The sequence below is a fragment of the Bacillus sp. LJBV19 genome (assembly GCF_017797845.1).
GTDB classification, from domain to species: domain Bacteria; phylum Bacillota; class Bacilli; order Bacillales; family Bacillaceae; genus Bacillus; species Bacillus velezensis.
This window is the reverse complement of sequence record NZ_CP072563.1, coordinates 788,224-810,430: the sequence shown is the minus strand read 5'-3', so window position 1 is coordinate 810,430 and position 22,207 is coordinate 788,224. Positions and strand designations below refer to the sequence as shown.

At 46.7% G+C, this 22,207-nt stretch carries 21 protein-coding genes; 11 read left to right on the top strand and 10 right to left on the bottom strand.

Annotated features, from left to right (window positions below; genetic code table 11):
* Window positions 1-45: 45 nt before the first annotated feature.
* The 4 genes from J6600_RS04045 to J6600_RS04030 form a co-directional block, all read right to left on the bottom strand.
* Window positions 46-783 (bottom strand): ABC transporter permease, encoded by a 738-nt coding sequence (locus J6600_RS04045; RefSeq protein WP_209388006.1) that lies wholly within the window; start codon window positions 781-783, stop codon window positions 46-48.
* Window positions 776-1,696: an ABC transporter ATP-binding protein gene (locus tag J6600_RS04040; RefSeq protein WP_209388005.1), complete on the bottom strand. Its 921-nt coding sequence runs from the start codon at window positions 1,694-1,696 to the stop codon at window positions 776-778. The genes J6600_RS04045 and J6600_RS04040 overlap by 8 nt, the downstream gene beginning before the upstream one ends.
* A gap of 210 nt (window positions 1,697-1,906) precedes the next feature.
* Window positions 1,907-2,698: a delta-lactam-biosynthetic de-N-acetylase gene (pdaA, locus tag J6600_RS04035; RefSeq protein WP_014417202.1), complete on the bottom strand. Its 792-nt coding sequence runs from the start codon at window positions 2,696-2,698 to the stop codon at window positions 1,907-1,909.
* A gap of 100 nt (window positions 2,699-2,798) precedes the next feature.
* Window positions 2,799-2,984: an SE1561 family protein gene (locus tag J6600_RS04030; protein ID WP_003155558.1), complete on the bottom strand. Its 186-nt coding sequence runs from the start codon at window positions 2,982-2,984 to the stop codon at window positions 2,799-2,801.
* A gap of 146 nt (window positions 2,985-3,130) precedes the next feature.
* Between J6600_RS04030 and yfkAB the strand changes: the two genes are divergently transcribed.
* Window positions 3,131-4,252 (top strand): radical SAM/CxCxxxxC motif protein YfkAB, encoded by a 1,122-nt coding sequence (yfkAB, locus tag J6600_RS04025; protein ID WP_209388004.1) that lies wholly within the window; start codon window positions 3,131-3,133, stop codon window positions 4,250-4,252.
* Between the two features lie 6 nt (window positions 4,253-4,258).
* The gene (locus J6600_RS04020) at window positions 4,259-5,092 is read left to right on the top strand and encodes a mechanosensitive ion channel family protein (protein WP_209388003.1); all 834 of its coding nucleotides are present in this window, start codon (window positions 4,259-4,261) and stop codon (window positions 5,090-5,092) included.
* Between the two features lie 28 nt (window positions 5,093-5,120).
* Here J6600_RS04020 and J6600_RS04015 read toward each other — a convergent pair whose 3' ends face one another.
* Together J6600_RS04015 and cax are read right to left on the bottom strand one after the other, a co-directional pair.
* Window positions 5,121-5,915: a YfkD famly protein gene (locus J6600_RS04015; protein WP_094031586.1), complete on the bottom strand. Its 795-nt coding sequence runs from the start codon at window positions 5,913-5,915 to the stop codon at window positions 5,121-5,123.
* Between the two features lie 70 nt (window positions 5,916-5,985).
* Window positions 5,986-7,041 carry a calcium/proton exchanger gene (cax, locus tag J6600_RS04010; RefSeq protein WP_007408511.1) on the bottom strand — a complete coding sequence of 352 codons (1,056 nt, stop codon included), beginning with the start codon at window positions 7,039-7,041 and terminating at the stop codon, window positions 5,986-5,988.
* A gap of 158 nt (window positions 7,042-7,199) precedes the next feature.
* On the opposite strand from cax, the gene J6600_RS04005 reads away from it, so the two are divergent.
* Complete coding sequence (locus tag J6600_RS04005; RefSeq protein ID WP_209388002.1) at window positions 7,200-8,378, top strand: MFS transporter; 1,179 nt, start codon at window positions 7,200-7,202, stop codon at window positions 8,376-8,378.
* Between the two features lie 185 nt (window positions 8,379-8,563).
* On the opposite strand, the gene J6600_RS04000 is transcribed toward J6600_RS04005, so the two are convergent.
* From J6600_RS04000 to J6600_RS03990, 3 genes are read right to left on the bottom strand one after another with little or no spacing between them, the layout of a single operon-like run.
* Window positions 8,564-9,403 (bottom strand): YihY family inner membrane protein, encoded by an 840-nt coding sequence (locus tag J6600_RS04000; RefSeq protein WP_007408509.1) that lies wholly within the window; start codon window positions 9,401-9,403, stop codon window positions 8,564-8,566.
* A gap of 11 nt (window positions 9,404-9,414) precedes the next feature.
* Window positions 9,415-9,741: a hypothetical protein gene (locus tag J6600_RS03995; protein WP_100261651.1), complete on the bottom strand. Its 327-nt coding sequence runs from the start codon at window positions 9,739-9,741 to the stop codon at window positions 9,415-9,417.
* Between the two features lie 13 nt (window positions 9,742-9,754).
* Window positions 9,755-10,228, bottom strand: a complete 474-nt coding sequence (locus tag J6600_RS03990; RefSeq protein WP_012117078.1) for a low molecular weight protein-tyrosine-phosphatase — start codon at window positions 10,226-10,228, stop codon at window positions 9,755-9,757.
* A gap of 155 nt (window positions 10,229-10,383) precedes the next feature.
* On the opposite strand from J6600_RS03990, the gene J6600_RS03985 reads away from it, so the two are divergent.
* The 5 genes from J6600_RS03985 (at window position 10,384) to J6600_RS03965 (ending at window position 15,028) form a co-directional block, all read left to right on the top strand.
* Window positions 10,384-10,599: a DUF1128 domain-containing protein gene (locus J6600_RS03985; protein WP_209388001.1), complete on the top strand. Its 216-nt coding sequence runs from the start codon at window positions 10,384-10,386 to the stop codon at window positions 10,597-10,599.
* Between the two features lie 330 nt (window positions 10,600-10,929).
* On the top strand, window positions 10,930-12,123 hold the full coding sequence (locus J6600_RS03980) for an MFS transporter (RefSeq protein WP_209388000.1): 1,194 nt from the start codon (window positions 10,930-10,932) through the stop codon (window positions 12,121-12,123).
* Window positions 12,124-12,149: 26 nt separating this feature from the next.
* A complete protein-coding gene (gene aroD / locus J6600_RS03975) occupies window positions 12,150-12,911 on the top strand; it encodes a type I 3-dehydroquinate dehydratase (RefSeq protein WP_100261650.1) in 762 nt (253 codons plus the stop codon).
* Between the two features lie 65 nt (window positions 12,912-12,976).
* Window positions 12,977-13,861 (top strand): shikimate dehydrogenase, encoded by an 885-nt coding sequence (locus tag J6600_RS03970; RefSeq protein WP_014720860.1) that lies wholly within the window; start codon window positions 12,977-12,979, stop codon window positions 13,859-13,861.
* 135 nt (window positions 13,862-13,996) lie between these two features.
* Window positions 13,997-15,028 carry a LacI family DNA-binding transcriptional regulator gene (locus J6600_RS03965; protein WP_017419112.1) on the top strand — a complete coding sequence of 344 codons (1,032 nt, stop codon included), beginning with the start codon at window positions 13,997-13,999 and terminating at the stop codon, window positions 15,026-15,028.
* A 20-nt stretch (window positions 15,029-15,048) separates the two neighbouring features.
* Here J6600_RS03965 and J6600_RS03960 read toward each other — a convergent pair whose 3' ends face one another.
* The gene (locus J6600_RS03960; protein WP_003155578.1) at window positions 15,049-15,564 is read right to left on the bottom strand and encodes a type 1 glutamine amidotransferase domain-containing protein; all 516 of its coding nucleotides are present in this window, start codon (window positions 15,562-15,564) and stop codon (window positions 15,049-15,051) included.
* A 220-nt stretch (window positions 15,565-15,784) separates the two neighbouring features.
* On the opposite strand from J6600_RS03960, the gene J6600_RS03955 reads away from it, so the two are divergent.
* The 3 genes from J6600_RS03955 (at window position 15,785) to J6600_RS03945 (ending at window position 22,184) form a co-directional block, all read left to right on the top strand.
* The gene (locus J6600_RS03955; protein WP_209387999.1) at window positions 15,785-20,077 is read left to right on the top strand and encodes a multifunctional 2',3'-cyclic-nucleotide 2'-phosphodiesterase/3'-nucleotidase/5'-nucleotidase; all 4,293 of its coding nucleotides are present in this window, start codon (window positions 15,785-15,787) and stop codon (window positions 20,075-20,077) included.
* Between the two features lie 209 nt (window positions 20,078-20,286).
* Window positions 20,287-21,426, top strand: coding sequence for a YibE/F family protein (locus J6600_RS03950; protein WP_209387998.1), 1,140 nt, complete (start codon window positions 20,287-20,289; stop codon window positions 21,424-21,426).
* Window positions 21,423-22,184: a YibE/F family protein gene (locus J6600_RS03945; protein ID WP_021493875.1), complete on the top strand. Its 762-nt coding sequence runs from the start codon at window positions 21,423-21,425 to the stop codon at window positions 22,182-22,184. Before J6600_RS03950 ends, J6600_RS03945 begins: the two co-directional genes overlap by 4 nt.
* The last annotated feature ends 23 nt before the right edge of the window (window positions 22,185-22,207 follow it).

The window sequence follows — 22,207 nt, the reverse complement described above, 5'->3', positions numbered from 1 at the left end:
CGAACCGCAAACAATCTGCTTTTCACTTGAAAGCATTTATAAAAATTAATGTATATCCACCTTGTTAAAATAGATTATTAAGGAAACAAATCCTACTATTGAGACTAAAGCAATTCCCAAATAGGAGTATTCCGGAGGATAAGTAGAGAGAAGCGTATTCATTGAAATATCTCCGGCCGCTGCCCATGGGAACAATCCTCTGTGTTCTGAGTTAGCTGTCATAATATTGATCAAAGTAATTAGGATTGTAAAAATAATGGTGGGTACGTAATTTTTTAGAACAACTGTGATCAGAACAATAGGTGTTGATAAAACAAATAGTAAAACTCCCCCAATTACAAAGTGCAAAAATGATTTGAGTATGAGTGATTGGCTGAGACCCAGGAATTGCAAGATCACACCCAGTAATAAAGTAAGCCCCCACGCGACTAAAGTTAAAAAGAATATCCAGATAAATAGCAGCAATAGTTTACTAAGTATTAGATTGATTCTGGAAACGGGTATGGTTAACAGATTTTTCAGCGTATCATCCATATATTCACGGTTAAAAATATAAGCGGCAACAACTCCATACAGCGGAACTCCTACTACCAAGACTGTATATAAATTAGCGTTACTGAAAAGTTCATGAAATTTTATGACAGGAGCGGGATTCTCAGTCTTTATCTGTACATAGGATGCAACGACAACCATAAATGGGACGACCGAAGCTCCTATCGTACTTATTAGAAGCATCGCAGACCTTCTGAGTTTTAGTAACTCTGCATATAACAGATTAACCAATGGTTCCACCCCCAACCAATTTTGTGAAATAATCCTCCAGACGGTCTTCACTCATCAAAATTTTAAACACCTCAATATCGTTCTGAACAAGTAATTTATTAATCGCTCCCTGTTGTCCAATATGCGAGAAAATGCGGATTATTCCGTCACCATGTACTTCGTAGTCAAAGATCTGAAAATGTTTCTCTAAAAGCATCGCAGCTATATTATCATTCGAAACTTGAAACTCAAGAAACTTTCGATTTCTCTTCCGGAGAGTATCAAATTCGGTTTCCTCTAACAGTTTTCCCTCGTGAATAATTCCCAAATGATCAACTAATTGTTCAATCTCAGACAGGATATGGCTCGATATCAGCAGAGTAATTTTTCTTTCTTCAGCTAATGTTTTAATGAGCCTTCTCATCTCTTTAATCCCAATCGGATCTAAACCATTCGTCGGTTCGTCTAATATTAGTAATTCCGGATAGTGAAGAAGAGATCGGGCGATGCCAAGTCTTTGCTTCATTCCTAAAGAGTATTTGCCTACAAGCTTTTTGGTTTCATTCTCTAATCCCACAATTTCTAATGCTTCTTCAATTGCATTTTTTTTGTGAATTCCAACGATCCTGGCATTTATTTCAAGGTTCTCTTTAGCCGTGAGGTTTCCATAGAATCCAGGTACTTCTACAATTGAACCAATTCTTTTTAGAATGTCTTTCTTATTCGTATGTAAATCCTCACCGAATATCTCAATCTTTCCATGAGTAGGCTTTATCAGCCCCAGCAGCATTCTTATAGTCGTTGTTTTACCTGCCCCATTTCTCCCAAGAAACCCGTAAATATCACCTTCATTAACTGTTATGTTGAGGTTATCCACTGACTTTTGTTTTCCGTACACTTTTGATAAATTCGTCGTTTTAATTATTTCCTGCATTGATCCAGACCTACTTTCCTAATGCTTATGTACAATAGTATAGGAATGCGTTTTTAACTGGGGATTAACTATTTCTTAACTATCTCTTAATTAGAGGGGCAAAAAAAACTGCCCCCTTTAACTGGGAGCAGGTTTCATCTCAGTGATGTTTATGGCGTAAGGGTTTTGACGCCTGCATCAAGATAAGACTATATGAAGAGGCGCTTCTCGTTACAAAGACGGCAGCTTCATTTCTTTCTCAAACATCAGGTCATCAATGCTTTTAAACGTGTAGCCTTCTTTTTTCAAATCGGTAATGGCATCGTCCAAAGCTTCTGAATTGTCCTTTGAAACGGTGTGAAGAAGGTAGATCGCGCCGGGATGCGCCTGCTTTATCATGTGATCATAGGCGTATTGTTTCCCTTTTTGCTCGTTAACCTTCCAGTCGACAAATGCGACGGACCAGAAAACGGTTTGGTAGCCGAGGCGCTTCGTTTCTTTGAGGACATATTCGCTGAACACGCCGCGCGGCGGACGGAGATACAGATTGTCCCGCTTTCCGGTAATGTTGTACACAGCTTCCGTGACGGAATCGAGTTCGTCTTGAATCTGATCGCCCGTTTTTGTCGTCAGATCAGGATGATGAAAAGAATGATTGCCGATGATATGGCCTTCCTTTGACATCCGTTTAATCAAATCAGGCTGCTCTTTCACAAAATGACCCGTGACAAAAAAAGTGCCCGTGACGTGATGTTTTTTTAACACATCAAGCACTTTCGGGGTGTACCCATTTTCATATCCGTTATCAAACGTTAAATAGATGGTCTTTTCTTTCGTATTGCCTAAATAAAAGGCATCATATTTTTTGACCAGATTGTCCAGCTGTCTGCCGGCATCCGGCGGCTGATGATTGACGCTGCGTTTAAAGCCCCAGTTTATCCGTTCATTCGGCACGGCCTCTGCGCTGTTGATGCCTCCCGCAAGTAAAACGGCCATGCAGCAAATTGAACAAAACCATTTCATGACCAGCACTCCTTCTGCATTTTTCCTTATTTTGCAGTAGGCCCTGCCCTTTTATACAGCCGCATTATGGAAAAAGAAAAACCCCGGCATCCGCCGGGGTTTATTCCCAATCCTTTTTAAAGCGTTCGTATTTTGCTTCCAGATCATCAAGCATGCCGATGAGCCGGTCTATATCTTCAACGTCCGTTGATTCAGGGTCTAATGAATCAATGACATTCATAAACATATCGAGTCTGTTCTTTAAGTAATCGAGCTGCTGATCTTTGCTGTTTACCGCATTCCCCATACTTCCACTCCATTCATTTTTTATAATGGTAGCGTATTTTTTGCCGTTTTTCAATGGTTCCGCTACTTGCGATCTTGGCAGATCAGGTCTAAAATTAACAGTTGGCAGACGTTAGTATGCCCCATTTATAAAGGAGTTAGATAGTCATGACACAAAACACAACACTGCGTCCGATCACACCGGAGTACGATCCTTGGGAAGCGTACATGGATGTCGACCAGTATGGAGATATGAAACTGACGAACGTTGAATTCACAACGACGACTTTGTGCAATATGAGATGCGAGCACTGCGCCGTCGGGTACACGCTCCAGCCGAAAGACCCGAATGCGCTGCCGATCGACCTTTTATTAAAGCGGCTTGATGAAATTCCTCTGTTACGCTCTATCAGCATTACGGGCGGCGAACCGATGCTTTCGCTGAAATCGGTAAAGGAATACGTCGTCCCGCTTTTAAAATATGCGCATGAACGCGGCGTGCGCACACAGATCAATTCAAACCTGACGCTTGATATCGGGCGCTACGAACGGATTATTCCTTATTTGGACGTTCTTCACATTTCTCACAACTGGGGAACGGTCGAGGACTTTGCCGACATCGGATTTGCGATGATGGAGAAGAAACCGACATTTGAACAGCGGGCGCGCTATTTTGACAAAATGATTGAAAACAGCCGCACGCTGGTCGAAGCAGGCGTAATGGTTTCAGCGGAAACGATGCTGAACAAACGGACGCTGCCGCATATTGAACATATTCACCGGCAGATTACGGAAGATATGAAATGCCAGCGGCACGAAGTCCATCCGATGTATCCGAGTGATTTCGCCAGCGCGCTTGAATCACTCAGCCTGACGGACATGAGACAGGCTATTCATCATCTGCTCGACATTCGCGATGAAGAGACATGGATGCTGTTCGGTACGCTTCCGTTTTACGCATGCAGCCCTGATGAAGAAGACCAGAAGCTCCTCCGCCGCCTGCGGGAAGCGAAAAACGTTACGGTGCGAAACGACCCTGATGGCCGCTCCCGCCTGAATGTCAACATTTTTGACGGAAATATCATTGTCACGGATTTCGGCGATACACCGCCGCTCGGCAATATTAAAACAGACAGCCTTCCCGAAGCATATGACAAGTGGAGACAGACGAAGCTGAGCAAAGAGCTGAACTGCCGCTGCACAAACGTCCGGTGCCTCGGCCCGAACGTCCTTGTCAAAAACAGTTATTATCAGGAGACAGATTTTTCATTACGAAAAGCCAGAGGTTAACAAAAGATGGAAACGACAATTACGGACATTTTGAAAAGCAAAGTGTTTGAGATCATCATCGTCGCTCTCGTGCTTTACGCCGGTGTATATCTGATCAACCGCTTTGTACAGGTGTTATTTAAACGCACAGATTTCTTAGAGGAACGGAAAGGGAAGACGATTGAGAGCCTCGTCCGGTCCATCACCCAGTATACGGCGACGATCGGTTTTATCTTTTACGTCATTTCTTTATTCGTTCATGATTTCGGCCGGATTTTAGCCGGGGCGGGTGTTGCCGGTATCGTCATCGGTTTCGGCGCCCAGTCGTTAATCAAGGACATATTGGCCGGTGTCTTTTTGATATATGAACGCCAGCTTCATAAAGGCGATTACGTGACGATTAACAATCTGTTCAACGGCACAGTCGAAGAAATCGGACTCCGTTCCCTCCAGATCCGTGAGTGGACCGGCAAGCTGCTTACCATATCTAACGGTGAGGTCAGACAGCTTCAAAACTATAACATTGATTTTATGCGGATTACCGAGTCCGTCGTGATCAGTTACAAGGAAGATCCCGAGCGGGTATATGCCGTCTTAGAAAAAGCCTGTGACATGCTCAATGATGAACTTCGCGATTCACTGAAGCGGGATGAATTTCTCAATGCGGCGGAGCCGTTTCAAGTGCATGGAATCATGAGTCTGAACAAATTGACGAGAGGCATAGAATTTACCGTTAAAGGCATGGTTCAAGACACAGAATACTTCTCGGCGAGCCTTGCGGTGAGACGCGTTCTTGCCCGGGAGCTGTACAACAACAATGTGCAATTGCTTGAGGAAATGTATCACACACAAAAAAGCTGATTCCCGAACCGGAATCAGCTTTTTTTATTTATCTCGGCTGCGCTGTCATTTGAAAACCGAATGTGACGTGATCCTGCACCGGAATCCAAGCCCCGATTCCTTGCGAAGTCACATTTTTGACGACAAGTTTCCGCTTGCTGCCTTTCAGCACCAAATACACTTCACCGTATGTTACTTTTCCTTTTTCATTAACGGCCGGTGCGTAGGCGTGCAGGTAGCCGAGCCGCTGCGGAGAAATTTTGTAGGTTTGATCCCGTTTTGTGCCTGCGCCGATAACCGTTTCAAACGCGAGCGGCAGTTTTGTTTTCTTCATCGCTTTTTGCATCATCATGCTTTTTACGTCTTCTGCGTTCGGCACCTTCGCTGTAAGCCCGCCTTTGATTTTGTATTGCTGTTCTTGGGCGTATGAGATAACCGCGGTTTGCTGTCCGCCCCGGTTATCCGCTCTGTTTGTGTTGATTTTTTTATATTCCCAGTTGGCGACCGTTTCGTTCGATTGATAGCCGAGCGCCCATTTCCCGAGAAATATTGTCGCCCGGTATCCGATGGCAAGCGGTGAACCCGAAACCGAGGATTCATTCAGCATCTTTATCAGATGCGGATTTTCGATATTGATCTCTGATGTATCTAACAATTCCTTTGCCAGTTTGCTCGGCTGAAGCATCGGCTGGTCCTGTGAGGCATTCGGATACGTATTTTCCTTTGAAATGCTTACGACAGAGTTGGGAACTTTAAACGGTTTTTTTGCACCGGCAGACGGCGTTGCGAAAAAACTAAAGGATAACAGCAGAATCAGTGTGGCATGAAACAGCTTTCTCATCATATCACTCTTTCTATAGCATTTTCCTTTAGTCTTTTCCTCCGCAATCGTTGTTATCCGCATTTTTTACAGGTTAAAGCAGGAAAAAACCGATCGCCATGATGACATAAGCGGCAAGGAGAGTAGCCCCCTCAAACCAGTTCGAATCACCGTCATTTGAAATCATCGTCATCAAAAGGACGGATGATATCATCGCGACAAGCTCGGGCAATGTGAATACAAGCGGCATATTGACCGGAAAAAAGATGGAACAGATCACAAGAACCGGGGCCACAAACATGGCGATCTGCAAAGTCGAGCCTACCGCGATTTCAACGGCGACATCCATTTTGTCTTTGTATGCCATAATAATCGCCGACGCATGCTCTGCGGCATTTCCGACGATTGCGACGATAATCACTCCGATAAACAGCTCGCTCCAGCCGAACTGTTCAGCCACCGCATGAAACGTATGGACAAGGTTTTCAGATATGTAGGCGACGATAATGGTTGAAATAAATAAGACGGCTGTCGCTCTTTTCCCCGACCACTCAGGCTGCTCCTCTTCTTCCTTTGCCTCCGGCTGATTCGGCTGATAAACACCGCGGTGGGTGACGAGCTTGAAATAAAGAGCTGCCACGTACAAAAGGATCATGATGATGCTGATGCCGACACTCAAATCAAGCTTGTTTTTTTCCCCCATATCCATGGAAAACACTTCGGGAATGACAAAAGCTACGATAATGGCAAAAATCAGCAGGCCAGAATTATGCCGGGCATCATGAATATTGAATTCCTGCCGCTTGTATTTCAAACCGCCGATAAAAAACGACAGTCCCGCGACGAGCAGAAGATTGCCGAGCACCGAACCGGTCAGTGAAGCAAGCACGATGCCCGTCAGCCCTTCTTTTAAGGCAAAAAGCGATATAATCAGCTCTACCGCATTGCCGAACGTGGCATTCAGCAGACCGCCGATCCGCGGTCCCGCGATAATAGCAAGAGATTCGGTCGCTCTCCCCATATAACTTGCAAGCGCAATAATCGTCAAGCAATAAATAATAAACAAAACCGCTGACGGCCAGTGCATCAGGCCGCCGATGACTGAAAGCGGCACTCCCGCCGCAGCCGTAAAGAAAAAAATCCGATTCATATCTGCCTGGCTCCTTTTTTCGAATGAGTCTTTTTATATCCTTCTCAAAAACTCCCTCAATTACACTTCCGCGGCAGCCCGAATTGGCATTTTCAGGTTGCCGGACGCAGCAAATCCGTGTACGATCAAGAAAGATACTGAAGAAGGAGAAATACGCGATGTCACGACTGTACTTCTTTATTTTGGTTCTGCTTGTTTCCATCTCCGGATTTTCCCAAGGCATGCTTCTGCCGGTGATCTCCGTCATTTTTGAAACGAACGGAGAATCAGCAGCCATAAACGGACTTCACGCAACCGGCCTTTATATCGGCGTGCTTCTGGCGTCACCGTTTATGGAGGCCCCGCTGCGCAAGCTCGGATTCAAACCTCTGATGGTCATGGGCGGATTTCTTGTTATCATCAGCTTATTCAGTTTTATTTGGCTTCAATCCATATGGTTATGGTTTTTTCTGCGGCTGCTTATCGGAATCGGGGATCATATGCTGCATTTTTCAACCCAAACGTGGGTGACGTCGAAGTCAACGCCCCGAAACAGAGGAAGAAACATTTCGCTGTACGGACTGTCCTTCGGGCTTGGATTCGCTGTCGGCCCGTTCATGGTCCCTCTTGTGAAAACAAGTCCTTCCCTTCCGTTTATCGTATCCGGCTGTATCAGTCTTGCCGCCTGGCTGTTTGTGTTTGTCTTACGTAACGAGTACCCGGCGCAAGGTCCGGATGAAACATCCGGGGATAACAGCGCAAAACGGTTTTACCGCGCTCTTCTTTTCGGCTGGGTCGCTTTTCTCCCGGCTTTCGGGTACGGTTTTTTAGAAACGGCGCTGAACGGAAGCTTTCCCGTGTACGCCCTGCGTTTAGGCATATCCGTTGATGCCGTCGCGCTGATATTGCCCGCTTTTGCTATCGGAAGTATTGTATTCCAGTTCCCTCTCGGTTTATTAAGCGATCGATTCGGGAGAAAACGTGTCCTGCTCGTCATCTTATTAACGGGTGCCCTTTGCTTTTTGACGGCCGGACTGTTTCCGTCGCCTTCTGTCATCGGCTGCTGCTTTTTCACGGCGGGAATGGCGGTCGGCAGTATGTTTTCCCTCGGCATCAGCTATATGAGCGACCTGCTGCCGTCCCATCTGCTGCCGGCGGGCAATCTGCTTTGCGGCATTTCCTTCAGCCTCGGCAGCATGATCGGCCCGGTGGCGGGCGGCTGGTATATGCAGCGGTTTGAAAGCGCCAACTTGTTTTTCTTTATTACGGTGATTCTGGTCTGTATTTGGCTTGCGCTCGTCTTCGGGAAAACAAAGCACAGTCCCGCATCCGAATCCCATTCTTTTCCGGCCTCATAAAAAAGCCGCCTGATCTGAGTCAGGCGGCTTCTTTCTAGTGGTATCCGTTCTGCCCGTTAGCGCTTCCGCTTGTTTTATTCTTCGGGCCGTTTTTGGAGTTTTGTTTATTATGGCTTCCGCCTTTTTTCGTATGCTTGGTCATAATTGATTCCCCTCCGTTTTTCAGCTTGAACGTCTCCGTTCCTCTATAGCTTGCTCCCGCGGTACGGATTTTCATCAGGAAGCTTTTTACGTTTATGTAAAAGCGCGTTGATTTCTCCTCCTAAAATCAGCAGTGTTCCCGTAAGATAAAACCAGATCATAAGGACGATAATTCCCCCGATGCTCCCGTATGTGGCGCTGTAGTTGGCAAAGGTGCCGACGTAAAATGAGAACAGCATACTGACGATAATCCAGCCGGCTGCCGCGAATACGGCTCCCGGCAGCACAAAACGGAGGGAAAGCCTTTTATTCGGCGCGAAAATGTAAAGCGCGGTAAACACGATTAAAAGGATAAGCGGACTGATACCCCAGCGGACAACCGACCATACCTGTAAAAACAGGCCGGAGGCGCCGATAAAATCTGCGGCCAGCATTCCGATTTCTCTGCCGAACACCGGCAGAAGCAATGCGATTAAAATCGTAACCACCATCGCGATGGTTAAAAAAATTGAGGTCAGGCGAATGATGATAAATGAGCGGTTTTCCTCGACTTCGTAGGCATGGTTAAATGCTCTGACAATCGCGTTCATACCATTCGAAGCCGACCAGATGACGGCTATAATCCCGAATGACAAAAGCCCGCCGCTGCGCTTGTTCAGCGTTTGCTCCGTAATGGATTTCACCATGGACATGGCGCTGTCGGGCGCGTATTGATCGACCGCCCCGAGCACGTCTTCTGCAGATATGGGAAGATAGGCGGTGAGCGTCAGCATGAAAATCATCAACGGAAACAATGACAGCAGGAAAAAATACGCCAGCTCCGCCGATTTACTTTGTCCTTCATGCAGAGAAAACCTTGCAAACAGCTCCTTTATAAAACTCATGACATCCCACCTCAATGATCGTTTTTCGAAAAATGCTCCTTCGTTTCTTTTAACAGGTCAATGACCTGCGGCGTCGTCTGCTTCAGCTTGGTGATCTGCCCGTTTAAAAAACTCAGATCTTCCGATACGTTATTGGCGATGATTTTCACTTGATCCAGTTTTGCAGAAGCCTGCTGTTTCAGGGCTTCAGGATGTTTTCGGTAAAATGCCGCACGCTGCCTGCACGCGTCCATGTTCCGGAAACATGCCTCTCTTGTCGGCTTATGTAATAAGGACAGTGCTCCGCCGGCGGCAGCGCCGATCAGAATCGCTTTTGCCATGATGCGTGCCTGCTTCATCGGTCAATCCCCCTTATAAATGATGGTCTTTCTTTATTGTCTCCAGCAAATGACGGCACCCGGATTCGACCAAAGCGTACACCTCGCTGAAATTCCCGGTATAATACGGATCGGGCACGTCCGCAAGGTCCGACTCCGGTACATAATCAAGCAGCCTTGCAATACGCGGCGCCGCTTTTTTATAACCGGCCATGCTGCGCAGATGACCGATATTTTCTGCATCCATCGCAATGACGTAATCAAAATCGGTCAGGTCAGACTCACGCACCTGCCTCGCCGTGATGCCGCTTGCGCTGATCCCTTTCTTCTTCAGGATCTCCTTTGTCCCTTCATGCGGCGGATTTCCCGCATGCCAGGCGCCGATTCCCGCTGAATCAATGTTAATCTGCCCGTTCAGCCCGTTTTTCTTCACCATATCAGAAAATACCGCCTCTGCCATAGGCGACCGGCAAATATTTCCCAGACAGACAAACAGAACATGTATCATATCGATAACCTCCCTATTCTTTCCCCGCATTTTGAGGATCAAAAACCTTATCATCATCTTAGCAACTTTTCTGCGGCTGTGGAAATAAGCTTTTATTCTAAATGAATTCTGTTAGAATAAAGGATACGAAAACGGTCATGAAAGGATGCATGAATTTGCCGAGCCAACAAACAGAAACGTTAAACAAAATGATTGAAGACATTTCGCAAAAGCTCAACATGCTCAATGTCGGCGTCATCAGAGCGGAAGATTTCAGTGATGAAAAAATAGAAGATCTTACATACCTTCATCAAATGGTCATGAAAAAAATATCATTCAGCCCGAGTGAAATGCAGGCCATTGCCGAGGAGCTCGCCTCTCTCAGAAAATAAACCCATGTCAGACCTGCCGAAAAACGGCAGGTCTTTTTTTGATTTAAAAAAGTAAAAAAAGTTCATCGGTTTGACACATATAAAAAGAAGGAGTATAGTAACTGTGAACTTGGTAGAACGATATACTAAATGAGCGGGCCGCTTATCTTTTTTTATTTAGTAGAACGATATACTCGTTGTGATATCAGCGTTATTCAAGTTTGTTTTGCAACCGTTTCATCAAACAGTTTTCAAAGAAAGGCAGTGGTTCAATAAAGGGGAATCGTGCTGTTCTTTTATCAATTTAAAAAATAATTTAATTCTTTATTAACCGCATTAGGGGATGTCATCATGAAAAACATATACACCAAAATGGCAGCGGGTCTTTATATTAACTATTTCCTGCTGGGCATGATCAATATTATTATCGCATCCAATATGGAGGCATTATCAAAACAGCTTCATACATCCGCAGCCGGGGTCAGCTATTTGGTCTCCGCCATCGGGATCGGGAAGCTGATTTCGCTTCTGTTTGCCGGGAAGCTTTCGGATACATTCGGGAGACGGCCGTTTATCGTATCGGGCGCCTTTCTGTATCTGATTTTCCTAATCGGAATTCCGCTTTCGACAAACTATACAGCCGCGTTTATCTTCGCCATTTTCGCCGGTATCGCCAATTCCTTTTTGGATTCCGGGACATATCCGGCGCTTATTGAAGGATTTCCGAAAAACGCAAGCTCTGCAACCGTGTTAATCAAAGCGTTTGTATCCATCGGCGCGACGGTGCTTCCGTTTTTTATCGCGTTTATTGCGGACAGGCATTTGTTTTACGGCTGGACGTTTTTCGTACCGGGCATTATTTTCTTCCTGAACGGCTTTTTCCTGTTAAAAGTTCCGTTTCCGAATCATAAGCAAAAAGAAGACGGCGGCCGGACGGAAGCCTCTCCGTCTGATGGCGCGTTCACATCACAGCCGTCGATATGGCGCGAAGGCCTTGCGATCATTCTGTTAGGCTTTTCATCTACGGCGCTGTTTATGCTCGTTCAAGTATGGCTTCCTAAGTTCGGGCAATCCGTTTTGGGCATGCCTGAGGTGCAGGCCGTCAAATTGTTGAGCTATTACAGCATCGGGGCGCTTGTATCCGTATTATTGCTGGCTGTGCTGTTAAACAGAGTGATTCAGCCGATTACGGTAATGGTGCTGTACCCTGTGATCGCGGCAATCGCGCTGCTTGCTCTGATTTTCATTCATCAGCCGGCCGTATCAGTCATCAGCTCCTTTGTCATCGGACTTTCAACTGCGGGCATTCTGCAATTGGCGATGACGGTTATGGCTGTTTTATTCCCTAAAAATAAAGGTACGATCACATCTTTTGTTAATATAGCATCAAGCTTATCTTTTATTGTCATTCCGCTTGTAACGGGAGCGATATCCAAAGCGGCCGGCCTGACGCCTGTTTTTCTGCTTGATATCGGAATTGCGGCCGTCAGCGCCCTTCTCGCATTGTTTATCGGAATCCGCTTTAAGCAAGTGATGAAAGCCTGACTATTTTTTAAGGGAGAGGATTTATCATGCAATCTATCACGATCAGAAACACGGTCATCGGCGAAGGGCTTCCGAAGATCATTGTGCCGCTGATGGCGGCCGGAGAGAAAGAACTGCTCGAAGAAATGGAAGCCGTCAACAGGCTTCGCCCGGATATCATTGAGTGGCGGGCGGATGTGTACGAGCATGTTGACAGCCTGGACGCCGTAAAAGGCATGCTTGAAAAGCTGCGGAAAGCCGCAGGCGCAACACCGCTGCTTTTCACATTCAGAACCCATAAAGAAGGCGGAAATAAAGTTATTGATGACCGCTTTTACATTGAATTGCTTAAAACCGCCATCGAAACAAAACACATTGACCTTGCAGACGTTGAGTTGTTTACGGGAGAAGCGGAAGTCAAATCAATTGTGAAAACCGCTGAAGACAACGGCGTATATGTCGTCATGTCCAATCACGATTTTCATCAGACACCGAAAAAAGAAGAAATCATTTCCCGGCTGCGGAACATGCAGGCGTACGGCGCGCACATTCCGAAAATCGCGGTGATGCCGCAAAGCACTGAAGATGTTTTCGTCTTATTGGATGCCACTCACACGATGAAAACACAATACGCAGACCGGCCGATCATCACGATGTCAATGGCGGGAACAGGCCTGATCAGCCGCCTGGCCGGCGAAGTCTTCGGCTCAGCGTGCACGTTCGGAGCGGGCAAAGAAGCATCAGCGCCCGGACAGATTCCCGTTGAAGAATTGCGCAGCGTACTCAGCATTTTAAATAAACATATGTAATCAGCGTTTTTCTGCCCTCAAAGCGGGATGAAAAACAAATGAATGGACTAACGGAGGAATACATCATGAAGAAAGATTTAGGACGGATTAACGGAAAAACTCAGCTTATCGGATTATTCGCGACACCGATCGGACACTCTTTATCTCCGGCGATGCACAACCTGGCGTTTAAAAAATTAGGATTGAACTACGCTTACCTCGCGTTTGAAGTCGGCAATGAACAGCTGGAAGATGTGGTAACGGGAATGCGCGCCTTAAACGTCAGAGGATTCAATGTCTCGATGCCGAACAAGATGAACATTCTCCCTTACCTCGATGAACTCGCGGATTCAGCGAAATTCACCGGCGCGGTGAATACAGTCGTTAATGAAAACGGCAGACTGATCGGACACTCGACTGACGGTATGGGATACGTCCGCAACTTAAAAGAACACGGCATCGATATCACAGGCAAAAAAATGACGCTGGTCGGTTCCGGCGGGGCCGCCACTCCGATAGCGATTCAATCCGCATTGGAAGGCCTCGGAGAAATCTCTATTTTCGCCCGTAATGACGCGTTTTTCGAAAAAGCGGAAGAAAACGTCCGCATCATCAATGAAGAAATGAAGGGATCTTCTTGCAAAGCGAAAGTTTTCCCGCTCGAAGATCAAGATGCGCTGCGTGCTGAAATCGCTTCAAGCGATATTTTCACAAACGGAACAGGTGTCGGCATGAAACCGCTTGAAGGCTTGAGCGTCATTGAAGATACATCCATGCTCCGTCCTGATTTGATTGTGACAGACGTCGTTTACAACCCCGTTACGTCGAAATTGCTTGAACAAGCTCAAGCGGCCGGCTGCAGCACCATTAACGGCCTCGGCATGATGCTTTGGCAGGGCGCCATGGCGTTTGAATATTGGACAGGCCGTGAAATGCCGGTTCAGTATATTAAAGAGCAAATGTTTGAATAACCTATTGTAATAGAAGCGCCGAAGGACACTCCGTCTTCCGGCGCTTTGTCATTTTCTCCCCTCTCTCTTTCTTCTCATGCGCCAAAACGCTTATAATGGATGTAACGAATAAAAACCAAGTGAGGAATGCGACGTATGAAACAGCAAAAAAAACGCCGGGTGACATTGCAGCAGGTCGCTGAGCATGCCGGCGTCTCAACATCCACCGCTTCATTAATCGTCCGCAACAATCCGCGAATTTCCGAAGCGACCCGTGAGAAAGTGCTGCAATCCATGCGGGAGCTGGGGTACGTATATGATCGGGTCGCCGCGAATTTACGATCACAGACGTCCACAACGGTAGGATTGATTATTACTGACATTTCCAATACGTTTTTCTCAGAGTTTCTGATCGGCGTTCAGAATACGCTTGAGGAAGTCGGATTAACGGTGCTGTTAGGCACGACATTTGATTCCGTCGCCAAGCAGGAACAGCTGATCTCGACCATGCTGGAACACAGGGTCGGCGGATTGATTTTGTGTCCGGTTTCAGGTACAGCTGAGGAAACCCTTTCCCGCCTTGAGCAGCTTGACATTCCGGTCGTGCTCGCCGTCAGGGAGATTGCCGATGCAGATTGTGATTTTGTCGGAGCCGATTATGAGGAAGGCACCTATAAGGCAGTGCGTCATTTCATTGAGAAAGGCCATCAGGAGATTGCTTTTCTGGGCGGCGTGAAGCACTCATCAACATGGACGAAGCGTATGAAAGGGTTTAAAAAAGCGCTCCGTGAAGCGGATCTGGAAGTGAAAAATGAATATGTCATTGACAGCGCGCCGACCCGCGAAGCAGGCTGTGAAGCCGTGACGGAGCTCCTCCGCCGGTCTGAGCGCCCGACCGCAATTTTCTGCTTCAGTGATTTGGTCGCGTTCGGCGTCATGCAAGGGATCAGAAAAGCCGGGCTCGTTCCGGGCGAAGATATTGACATTATCGGCTTTGATAACGTGCCGGAAGCTGAAATTTCTTATCCCCCGCTTACAACCGTTTCTTCCTTTCCGCGGCAGTCGGGAAAAGAAGCGGCTCAATTGCTGCATCATAAAATCACCAGTTCCCAGCACAAAAAACAACGCATTATTCTGGCGCCTGAGCTGGTCATCCGGGAATCTTCACAAAAAAAGCGGAACGCCTGATACGGCGCTCCGCTTTTATATTACGCAAGCAGTTTTAATGATTCGCGGTTGAATGCCGGAATGTCATCCGGTGTGCGGCTTGTAACCAGCTGGTTCTGGCAGACGACGACTTCTTCATCCACAACATTCGCGCCCGCGTTTTCCATGTCGATTCGGATTGAAGTAAACCCTGTCGCTTTGCGCCCGTCCAATGCTTTCGCGTTGATGAGAAGCTGAGGTCCGTGGCAGATGGCGAACACCGGTTTTTTATCATCCATGAACGCTTTGGCAAATTGGACGAAACGGTCATCCGCACGCAGCATGTCAGGAGAGAATCCGCCCGGGATCAGCAATGCGTCAAAGTCTTTCGGATTCACATCATCGATGGATGCGTCCACTTTCACTTCCGCTTCCCCTTGTTTGCCTTTGACTGTCTTTCCTTTTTCCTGTTCAATTACGGTTAATTCATGACCCGCATCTTTAAAAGCTTTCGCAGGTTCAGTATACTCGACATCCTCAAAATAATCCGTTAATACAACTGCAATTTTTTTACCCATAGTTACTACCTCCTGCTTGATGAAGTCTACATAAATCCATGTACCCCAGCCACACTAACATCAAACATAGGTAACGCGTTTGCCGCTCATCCGTTTTACATAGGTCATTATCCTCATTTTTCATCTTTTTACAAGAATCATCATGAAATCTATATGAACTTTCACAAAATATTCTTACAATGGTACTGCATGACAAAATTTGTTGAAAGGTGGAGAACAGGTGAGAATACAGAAAAGACGATGCAGCGTCAATATGACACTCCGTATTCTGCTGCCCCTAGTTATGATACTTAGTCTAATCCTCCCAACATCACCCATTAAAGCAGAAGAAAACAAATCCTCCAGTGTGAATCTCAGCATTTTAGCCACAACTGACGTTCACGCTAACATGATGGACTACGATTACTACAGCGACAAACCGACAACGGAATTCGGGCTGGCCAGAACGGCTCAGCTTATTGAGAAGCACAGGCGCGAAAACCCGAATACGCTGCTTGTCGATAACGGAGACCTGATTCAGGGGAATCCCCTCGGAGAATACGCCGTAAAATATGAGAAAAATGATATCATTTCAGGCGCAAAGACCCATCCGATCATTGAAGTGATGAACAGTCTGCATTATGACGCAGGAACACTCGGCAATCATGAATTTAATTACGGGCTTGAATTTCTGGACGGGACAATCAAAGGCGCTGATTATCCGATCGTTAACGCCAATGTGAAAACATTAAGCGGCGAAAACCGTTATACGCCTTATGTCATAAAAGACAAAACCGTCACGGATCAAAACGGCGGCAAGCATCAGATAAAAGTCGGCTACATCGGCTTTGTTCCTCCCCAAATCATGACGTGGGATAAGAAAAATCTCGAAGGCCGCGTTCAGGTCGAGGACATTGTGGAATCCGCAAAGAAAACCGTTCCGAAAATGAAAGCTGAAGGAGCCGATATCGTCATCGCCCTCGCCCACAGCGGCATCGAAAAAAAAGCGCAGTCTTCCGGAGCGGAAAACGCCGTTTTTGACCTGGCAACGAAAGTCGGCGGAATTGACGCGATCGTATCCGGCCATCAGCACGGGCTTTTCCCTGATGCCGAATACAAAGGCGCTGATCAATTCGACGTCGATAAAGGCACGATTAACGGCATCCCCGTTGTCATGTCAAGCAGCTGGGGCAAATATGCGGGCGTCATCGACCTCCGGCTTGAAAAAACAGACAGCGCGTGGCATGTGGAAGATGCAAAAGGCAGCATCGAGCCGATTGCCGGCAATGTGACGTCGGAAAACGAAACCGTCGTCAATACCGTCAAAAAAGCGCACGAAGGCACTTTGAAATACATCAGAGAACCCGTCGGCCAGACAAAAGCCGATATCAACAGTTTCTTCGCCCAAGTCAAAGATGATCCGTCCATTCAAATCGTAACGGATGCGCAAAAATGGTACGCCGAAAATAAGATGAAGGATACGGAATACAAAGATCTGCCTATCCTCTCGGCGGGCGCTCCGTTTAAAGCCGGCGGGCGGAACGGCTCAAATTACTATACAAACATTTCCGCTGGCAACCTCGCCATCAAAAACATCGGCGATTTGTACCTGTATGACAACACGGTTCAGATCGTCAAGCTGAACGGAAGCGAAGTGAAAGACTGGCTCGAAATGTCCGCGGGGCAATTTAATCAGATCGATCAGGCAAAAGGCGGCAGCCAAGCGCTTTTAAATGACGCCTACCGCTCATACAATTTTGATGTCATTGACGGTGTCACCTATCAGGTCGATGTCACAAAACCGGCGAAATACAACGAAAACGGAACAGTCATTCATCCCGATGCAAGCCGGATCGTCAACCTTTCTTATCAAGGAAAGCCCGTCAGCGCCAAGCAGGAATTTCTGATCGTCACAAATAATTACCGCGCTTCAGGCGGCGGAGGATTCCCTCACTTAAGCAATGATAAAATCGTATACTCTTCTGCCGATGAGAACAGGCAGGTCTTAATGGATTACATCATCCAGCAGAAAACGATTAATCCGCAGGCTGATCATAACTGGTCCATCCTTCCGGTCAAAGGGACAAACCTGACATTTGAATCTTCCTTGGCCGCAAAGCCGTTTGCCGACCGCGCAGATGACGTCGCCTATATCGGTGAATCACAAAACTCGGGCTACGGACAGTACAAGCTCCAATTCAAAGATGATGAACCGGGCACAGAGCCGCCGAAAGATGATGCATGGAAACTCACCGTTATGCATACAAACGACACGCACGCCCACCTTGATAACGCGGCGAGGCGGATGACGAAAATCAAAGAAATCAGAAGCGAAACCGACCGCAGCATTTTACTGGATGCGGGAGACGTTTTCTCAGGCGATCTCTATTTCACAAAGTGGCAGGGGCTGGCTGATTTAAAATTGATGAACAGCATGGGCTACGACGCAATGACCTTCGGAAATCATGAGTTTGATAAAGGTCCGGGTGCTCTCGCCAGCTTCCTGAGCGGTAACGGGAGCGCGGCTGATCCGTCCGGAAAATACAATTTTCAAGCGCCTGACTTTCCGCTCGTCAGCTCAAATGTCGATGTGTCCAAAGAGTCAAAACTCAGACCATTCATGAAAAAAGCAGGCACATTTACGGCAGGGAAAAAGAAAAAAGCAGGCATCTATCCATACATTCTGCTTGATGTAAACGGAGAAAAAGTCGCCGTATTCGGCTTAACGACAGAAGATACGTCCGTCACATCAAGCCCGGGAAAAAGCATTGTCTTTCATGATGCCTTCCAATCCGCACAAGATACAGTAAAAGAAATACAGAACAAGGAACATGTCAATAAAATTATCGCCCTGACCCATATCGGGCATCAGCGTGATCTCGATCTCGCAAAAAAGGTAAAAGGCATCGACTTGATCGTCGGCGGACATACGCATACGCTTGTAGATAAAATGGAAGTTGTCAAAAACGAAGAGCCGACCATCGTCGCCCAGGCAAAAGAATACGGCGAATATTTAGGCCGTGTCGATGTCGCATTTGACAAAAACGGCGTCGTTCTGCCGGAACAATCCTCTCTTCAGGCGCTGCCGGTGAACGAGCAGACGAAAGAAGACCCGGATCTGAAAAAAGAGCTTGATCCGTTTAAAAAAGAGCTCGTCTCAGTTAAAAATGAAAAAGTCGGTTCAACGAAGGTCGCACTTGACGGCCAGCGCGAGCATGTCCGCTCCAAAGAAACCAATCTCGGAAACTTCATCGCAGACGGCATGCTGCAAAAAGCGAAGGAAGCGGCCGGCGCCCAAATCGCGATCACAAACGGGGGCGGCATCCGCGCAGGCATTGATAAAGGAGACATCACACTCGGCGATGTGCTGAATGTGATGCCGTTCGGCAACACGCTTTACGTCGCGGATTTAACCGGAAAACAGATCAAACAAGCCTTGGAACAAGGGTTAAGCGGAATTGAGGCTCAAGGCGGCGCCTTCCCTCAAGTTGCCGGTTTAACATACACGTTTACACTGAATAAAAAGCCGGGACACCGCGTTCTTCAAGCTGCGGCCGTACAGGATGACGGCAGCGTAAAGCCGATTTCTGATAAGAAGACATACAGAGTCGCCACCAGTAACTTTGTCGGTGAAGGCGGAGACGGATATTCCGTCTTTAACGAAGCGTCCCATAAAGAAGACCTTGGCTTTGTCGACTATGAGGTCTTCACCGAGCAGCTTGAAAAAGCGGGAAAAGCGGTGGAACCGAAAGTTGACGGCCGCGCGCAGGAAGTGTACCTGCCGACGAAACAAAAAAACGGCTCGTGGACGCTTGAAGATGACAGCGCATTTGCCGTCTATGCCAAAAACGCCAATACGCCGATCGTGTATTACGATAAGAATGACGGCGCCAAAAAGCCGATTGATCTCAGCGTGACAAAAAAACAAATCGGCCTGTTAAAGGACAGAACATCGGATTCTTCCCTTACGATCCTGCATGACAAGTTCAGCATGAAAATGCCGATGGCAAACGCTGCTTCAGCTGATACACGATTCGGCGTGACGCCGAAAGGAAAAGTAAGCGGGGCGCTTTCAAATGTTTACGACTTTACAATGAAGCAGAAAAACAAAGACATCAAAACATTCAAAGCGCCGGTAAAGCTCACCCTGCGCATTGAGAATACGAAAAAGGCGAAACAGCCGGGCATTTACCATGTAGACCGGAAAAAGAACGTCTATACAAAAACAGACAACGGTTCGGTTTCACACGATCTCGTCACGGGCTATACAAATCATTTCAGTGAATACACCATATTAAACGCAAACACGAAGAGCGCGCCGCCGACAAGCGGAGATCACGGCTCCGGAAAGCAGCCAAGCGGACAAAAACCGTCATCCGGCCCTGCGCAGGACGGGGTATCGACGGGCGGCCTGCTTCCTGATACGGCCACGACGACGTATTCCATCCTTCTTGCCGGGTTACTCATCAGCGCGCTCGGAACGGCACTGTATCTGTATCAAAGAAGAAAAGCAAAAAAAGTGAACGAAGCATAAAAAGACCGCTTCCATCGGGCGGTTCATCCCAAGAGCTCTCCTGATCTGATTTCAGGGGAGCTTTTTCTCTCGGTCCCCCTCTGAGTCGACAGCCGTACGGCCGAGTGATAAAATATGAACGTTATTCGCGAAAGACTGCATCCGCATCGTTTAACACTTCACGGCAGGGCCTCTCTTTCACACGGCGCCGCCTGTTTGGAGGACTTTTTTTGAAGATAACAGGAAACAAACGAAACCGCATGTCTTACAAGAAAAAGCTGTTTTACGTGATAACAGCGCTCTGTTTTATCAGCTCGCTCATTTTCGTCACTCACAACGCTTCTTTTTATGAGCGCCCGATTGCCAAAGTGACGAAAACAACATTGGAACATCAGTCTGACGTACAAGACATGCATAAAAACAAAGATAAGATTTTCAATCAGACGATCACTGCCAGACTTGAAAACGGCAGTCAGAAAGGACAGCTCATTCATTTGTCCAATCAGTATTCATCATCCGGAGCGAACGATCAGAAATATTCGATTGGCGATGAAGTATTCGTTTCTATTGATAAAGGGAAACCATCAAACAAAGATATATCGGGAAGCATTATAGATAAAAAACGGGATAAACAGCTTTTGCTGATCGCTTGGGTTTTCATCTTCACCTTGCTTATCGTCGGCAAAAAACAAGGCTTCTTTTCGATCGTCAGCCTGATGTTCAACGCCGTTTTACTGTCGTTTGCATTAGATTTGTACAGGAAGCATCCTAATATAGGGTTAATTTTCATCTGCGGTATCTGTATTCTCATCTTTACTGTCATCTCATTGCTGCTTGTCAGCGGTTTTCACGCGAAAACATACGCCGCCATTGCCGCGACACTCGCAGGCACTTTCGTTTCCCTGCTGATTACGTATCTGGTAATGCTGGCAACCGGAGAGAAAGGTCTCAGATATGAGGAAATGCAGTATTTAACCCGCCCTTATCACACGGTGTTTATGGCCGGGGTATTTATCGGATCACTGGGAGCGGTCATGGATGTAGCCATTACCATGACGTCATCTGTCTTCGGATTATATGAAGAAAACAAGGATATCTCATTACAAGCTCTCAGACGTTCCGGGATGGAGATCGGAAAAGACATCATGGGGGCGATGACCAACATTCTGTTTTTTGCTTATATAAGCGGCTCTATTCCGATGATGCTGTTGTATTTGAAAAATGATTCCCCGATAGGATTCACTCTTTCTATGAACATTTCCTTGGAAATAGCCAGAGCATTGGCCGGAGGGATCGGAATCGTATTAGCCATACCCGCCAGTCTGTATGCTTCTATCTTTTTTATTAAACGAAAGAAGGCAAGCTCATGAATGTCATCGTAATTCTCGCGGCGATTTTATTTCTATTAATGGTCATCATCGGCGGAAAAAAAGGAGCGAGGTCTTTTATTGCGTTATTCTTAAATTTCGGTGTTCTCTTTCTCACCATTATTTTCATGACAGACCCGCATATCAATCCGATTGTTTTAACATTGCTCTCTTCCGCCGTGATTTGCAGCATTACTCTTTTTTATATTAATGGAGGAAACGTCAAAACCGTAACCGCCTTTATTTCTGCAATGCTGACGATTGCATTGCTGCTGTTTTTTATTATGTCTGTAACAAAACATACTTCGATTCAGGGATTCGGTGAAGAAGAATTGGGTGATATCGGCATATTCACACTGTTTGTCGGGGTGGATTTTGTGAAGGTTACCGCAGCCATGATCATCATGGGCACGATAGGGGCGATTACCGATGTCGCGATTTCCATTACTTCACCCATGCGGGAAATTTACAGTCATAATCCGTCCATGAGCAGAAAAGATCTGTACACATTCGGATTAAGCATCGGGAGAGATATTTTAGGAACGAATACGAATACGTTATTCTTTGCTTTTTTCGGCAGCTATTTGGCTTTAATTATCTGGTTTAAAGACTTATCATACTCAGCTGAAAAAATTGTGAACTCAAAAGTATTCAGTGCGGAAGCCGTCACCATTCTTTGTGCCGGAATCGGGATCGGCATCATCATTCCCGTTACATCCTGGATCACCGCCTGTTTTTTAGCAAAACCAAATAAACGTTAAAAGCTGCCGGGACACGCCCGGCA

Coding starts and splice junctions, on each gene's coding strand:
- J6600_RS04040 (WP_209388005.1), bottom strand. CDS start 1,696: ATGCAGGAAATAATTAAAACGACGAATTTATCAAAAGTGTACGGAAAA.
- pdaA (WP_014417202.1), bottom strand. CDS start 2,698: ATGAAATGGTTTTGTTCAATTTGCTGCATGGCCGTTTTACTTGCGGGA.
- J6600_RS04030 (WP_003155558.1), bottom strand. CDS start 2,984: ATGGGGAATGCGGTAAACAGCAAAGATCAGCAGCTCGATTACTTAAAG.
- yfkAB (WP_209388004.1), top strand. CDS start 3,131: ATGACACAAAACACAACACTGCGTCCGATCACACCGGAGTACGATCCT.
- J6600_RS04020 (WP_209388003.1), top strand. CDS start 4,259: ATGGAAACGACAATTACGGACATTTTGAAAAGCAAAGTGTTTGAGATC.
- J6600_RS04015 (WP_094031586.1), bottom strand. CDS start 5,915: ATGATGAGAAAGCTGTTTCATGCCACACTGATTCTGCTGTTATCCTTT.
- cax (WP_007408511.1), bottom strand. CDS start 7,041: ATGAATCGGATTTTTTTCTTTACGGCTGCGGCGGGAGTGCCGCTTTCA.
- J6600_RS04005 (WP_209388002.1), top strand. CDS start 7,200: ATGTCACGACTGTACTTCTTTATTTTGGTTCTGCTTGTTTCCATCTCC.
- J6600_RS04000 (WP_007408509.1), bottom strand. CDS start 9,403: ATGAGTTTTATAAAGGAGCTGTTTGCAAGGTTTTCTCTGCATGAAGGA.
- J6600_RS03995 (WP_100261651.1), bottom strand. CDS start 9,741: ATGAAGCAGGCACGCATCATGGCAAAAGCGATTCTGATCGGCGCTGCC.
- J6600_RS03990 (WP_012117078.1), bottom strand. CDS start 10,228: ATGATACATGTTCTGTTTGTCTGTCTGGGAAATATTTGCCGGTCGCCT.
- J6600_RS03980 (WP_209388000.1), top strand. CDS start 10,930: ATGAAAAACATATACACCAAAATGGCAGCGGGTCTTTATATTAACTAT.
- aroD (WP_100261650.1), top strand. CDS start 12,150: ATGCAATCTATCACGATCAGAAACACGGTCATCGGCGAAGGGCTTCCG.
- J6600_RS03970 (WP_014720860.1), top strand. CDS start 12,977: ATGAAGAAAGATTTAGGACGGATTAACGGAAAAACTCAGCTTATCGGA.
- J6600_RS03965 (WP_017419112.1), top strand. CDS start 13,997: ATGAAACAGCAAAAAAAACGCCGGGTGACATTGCAGCAGGTCGCTGAG.
- J6600_RS03960 (WP_003155578.1), bottom strand. CDS start 15,564: ATGGGTAAAAAAATTGCAGTTGTATTAACGGATTATTTTGAGGATGTC.
- J6600_RS03945 (WP_021493875.1), top strand. CDS start 21,423: ATGAATGTCATCGTAATTCTCGCGGCGATTTTATTTCTATTAATGGTC.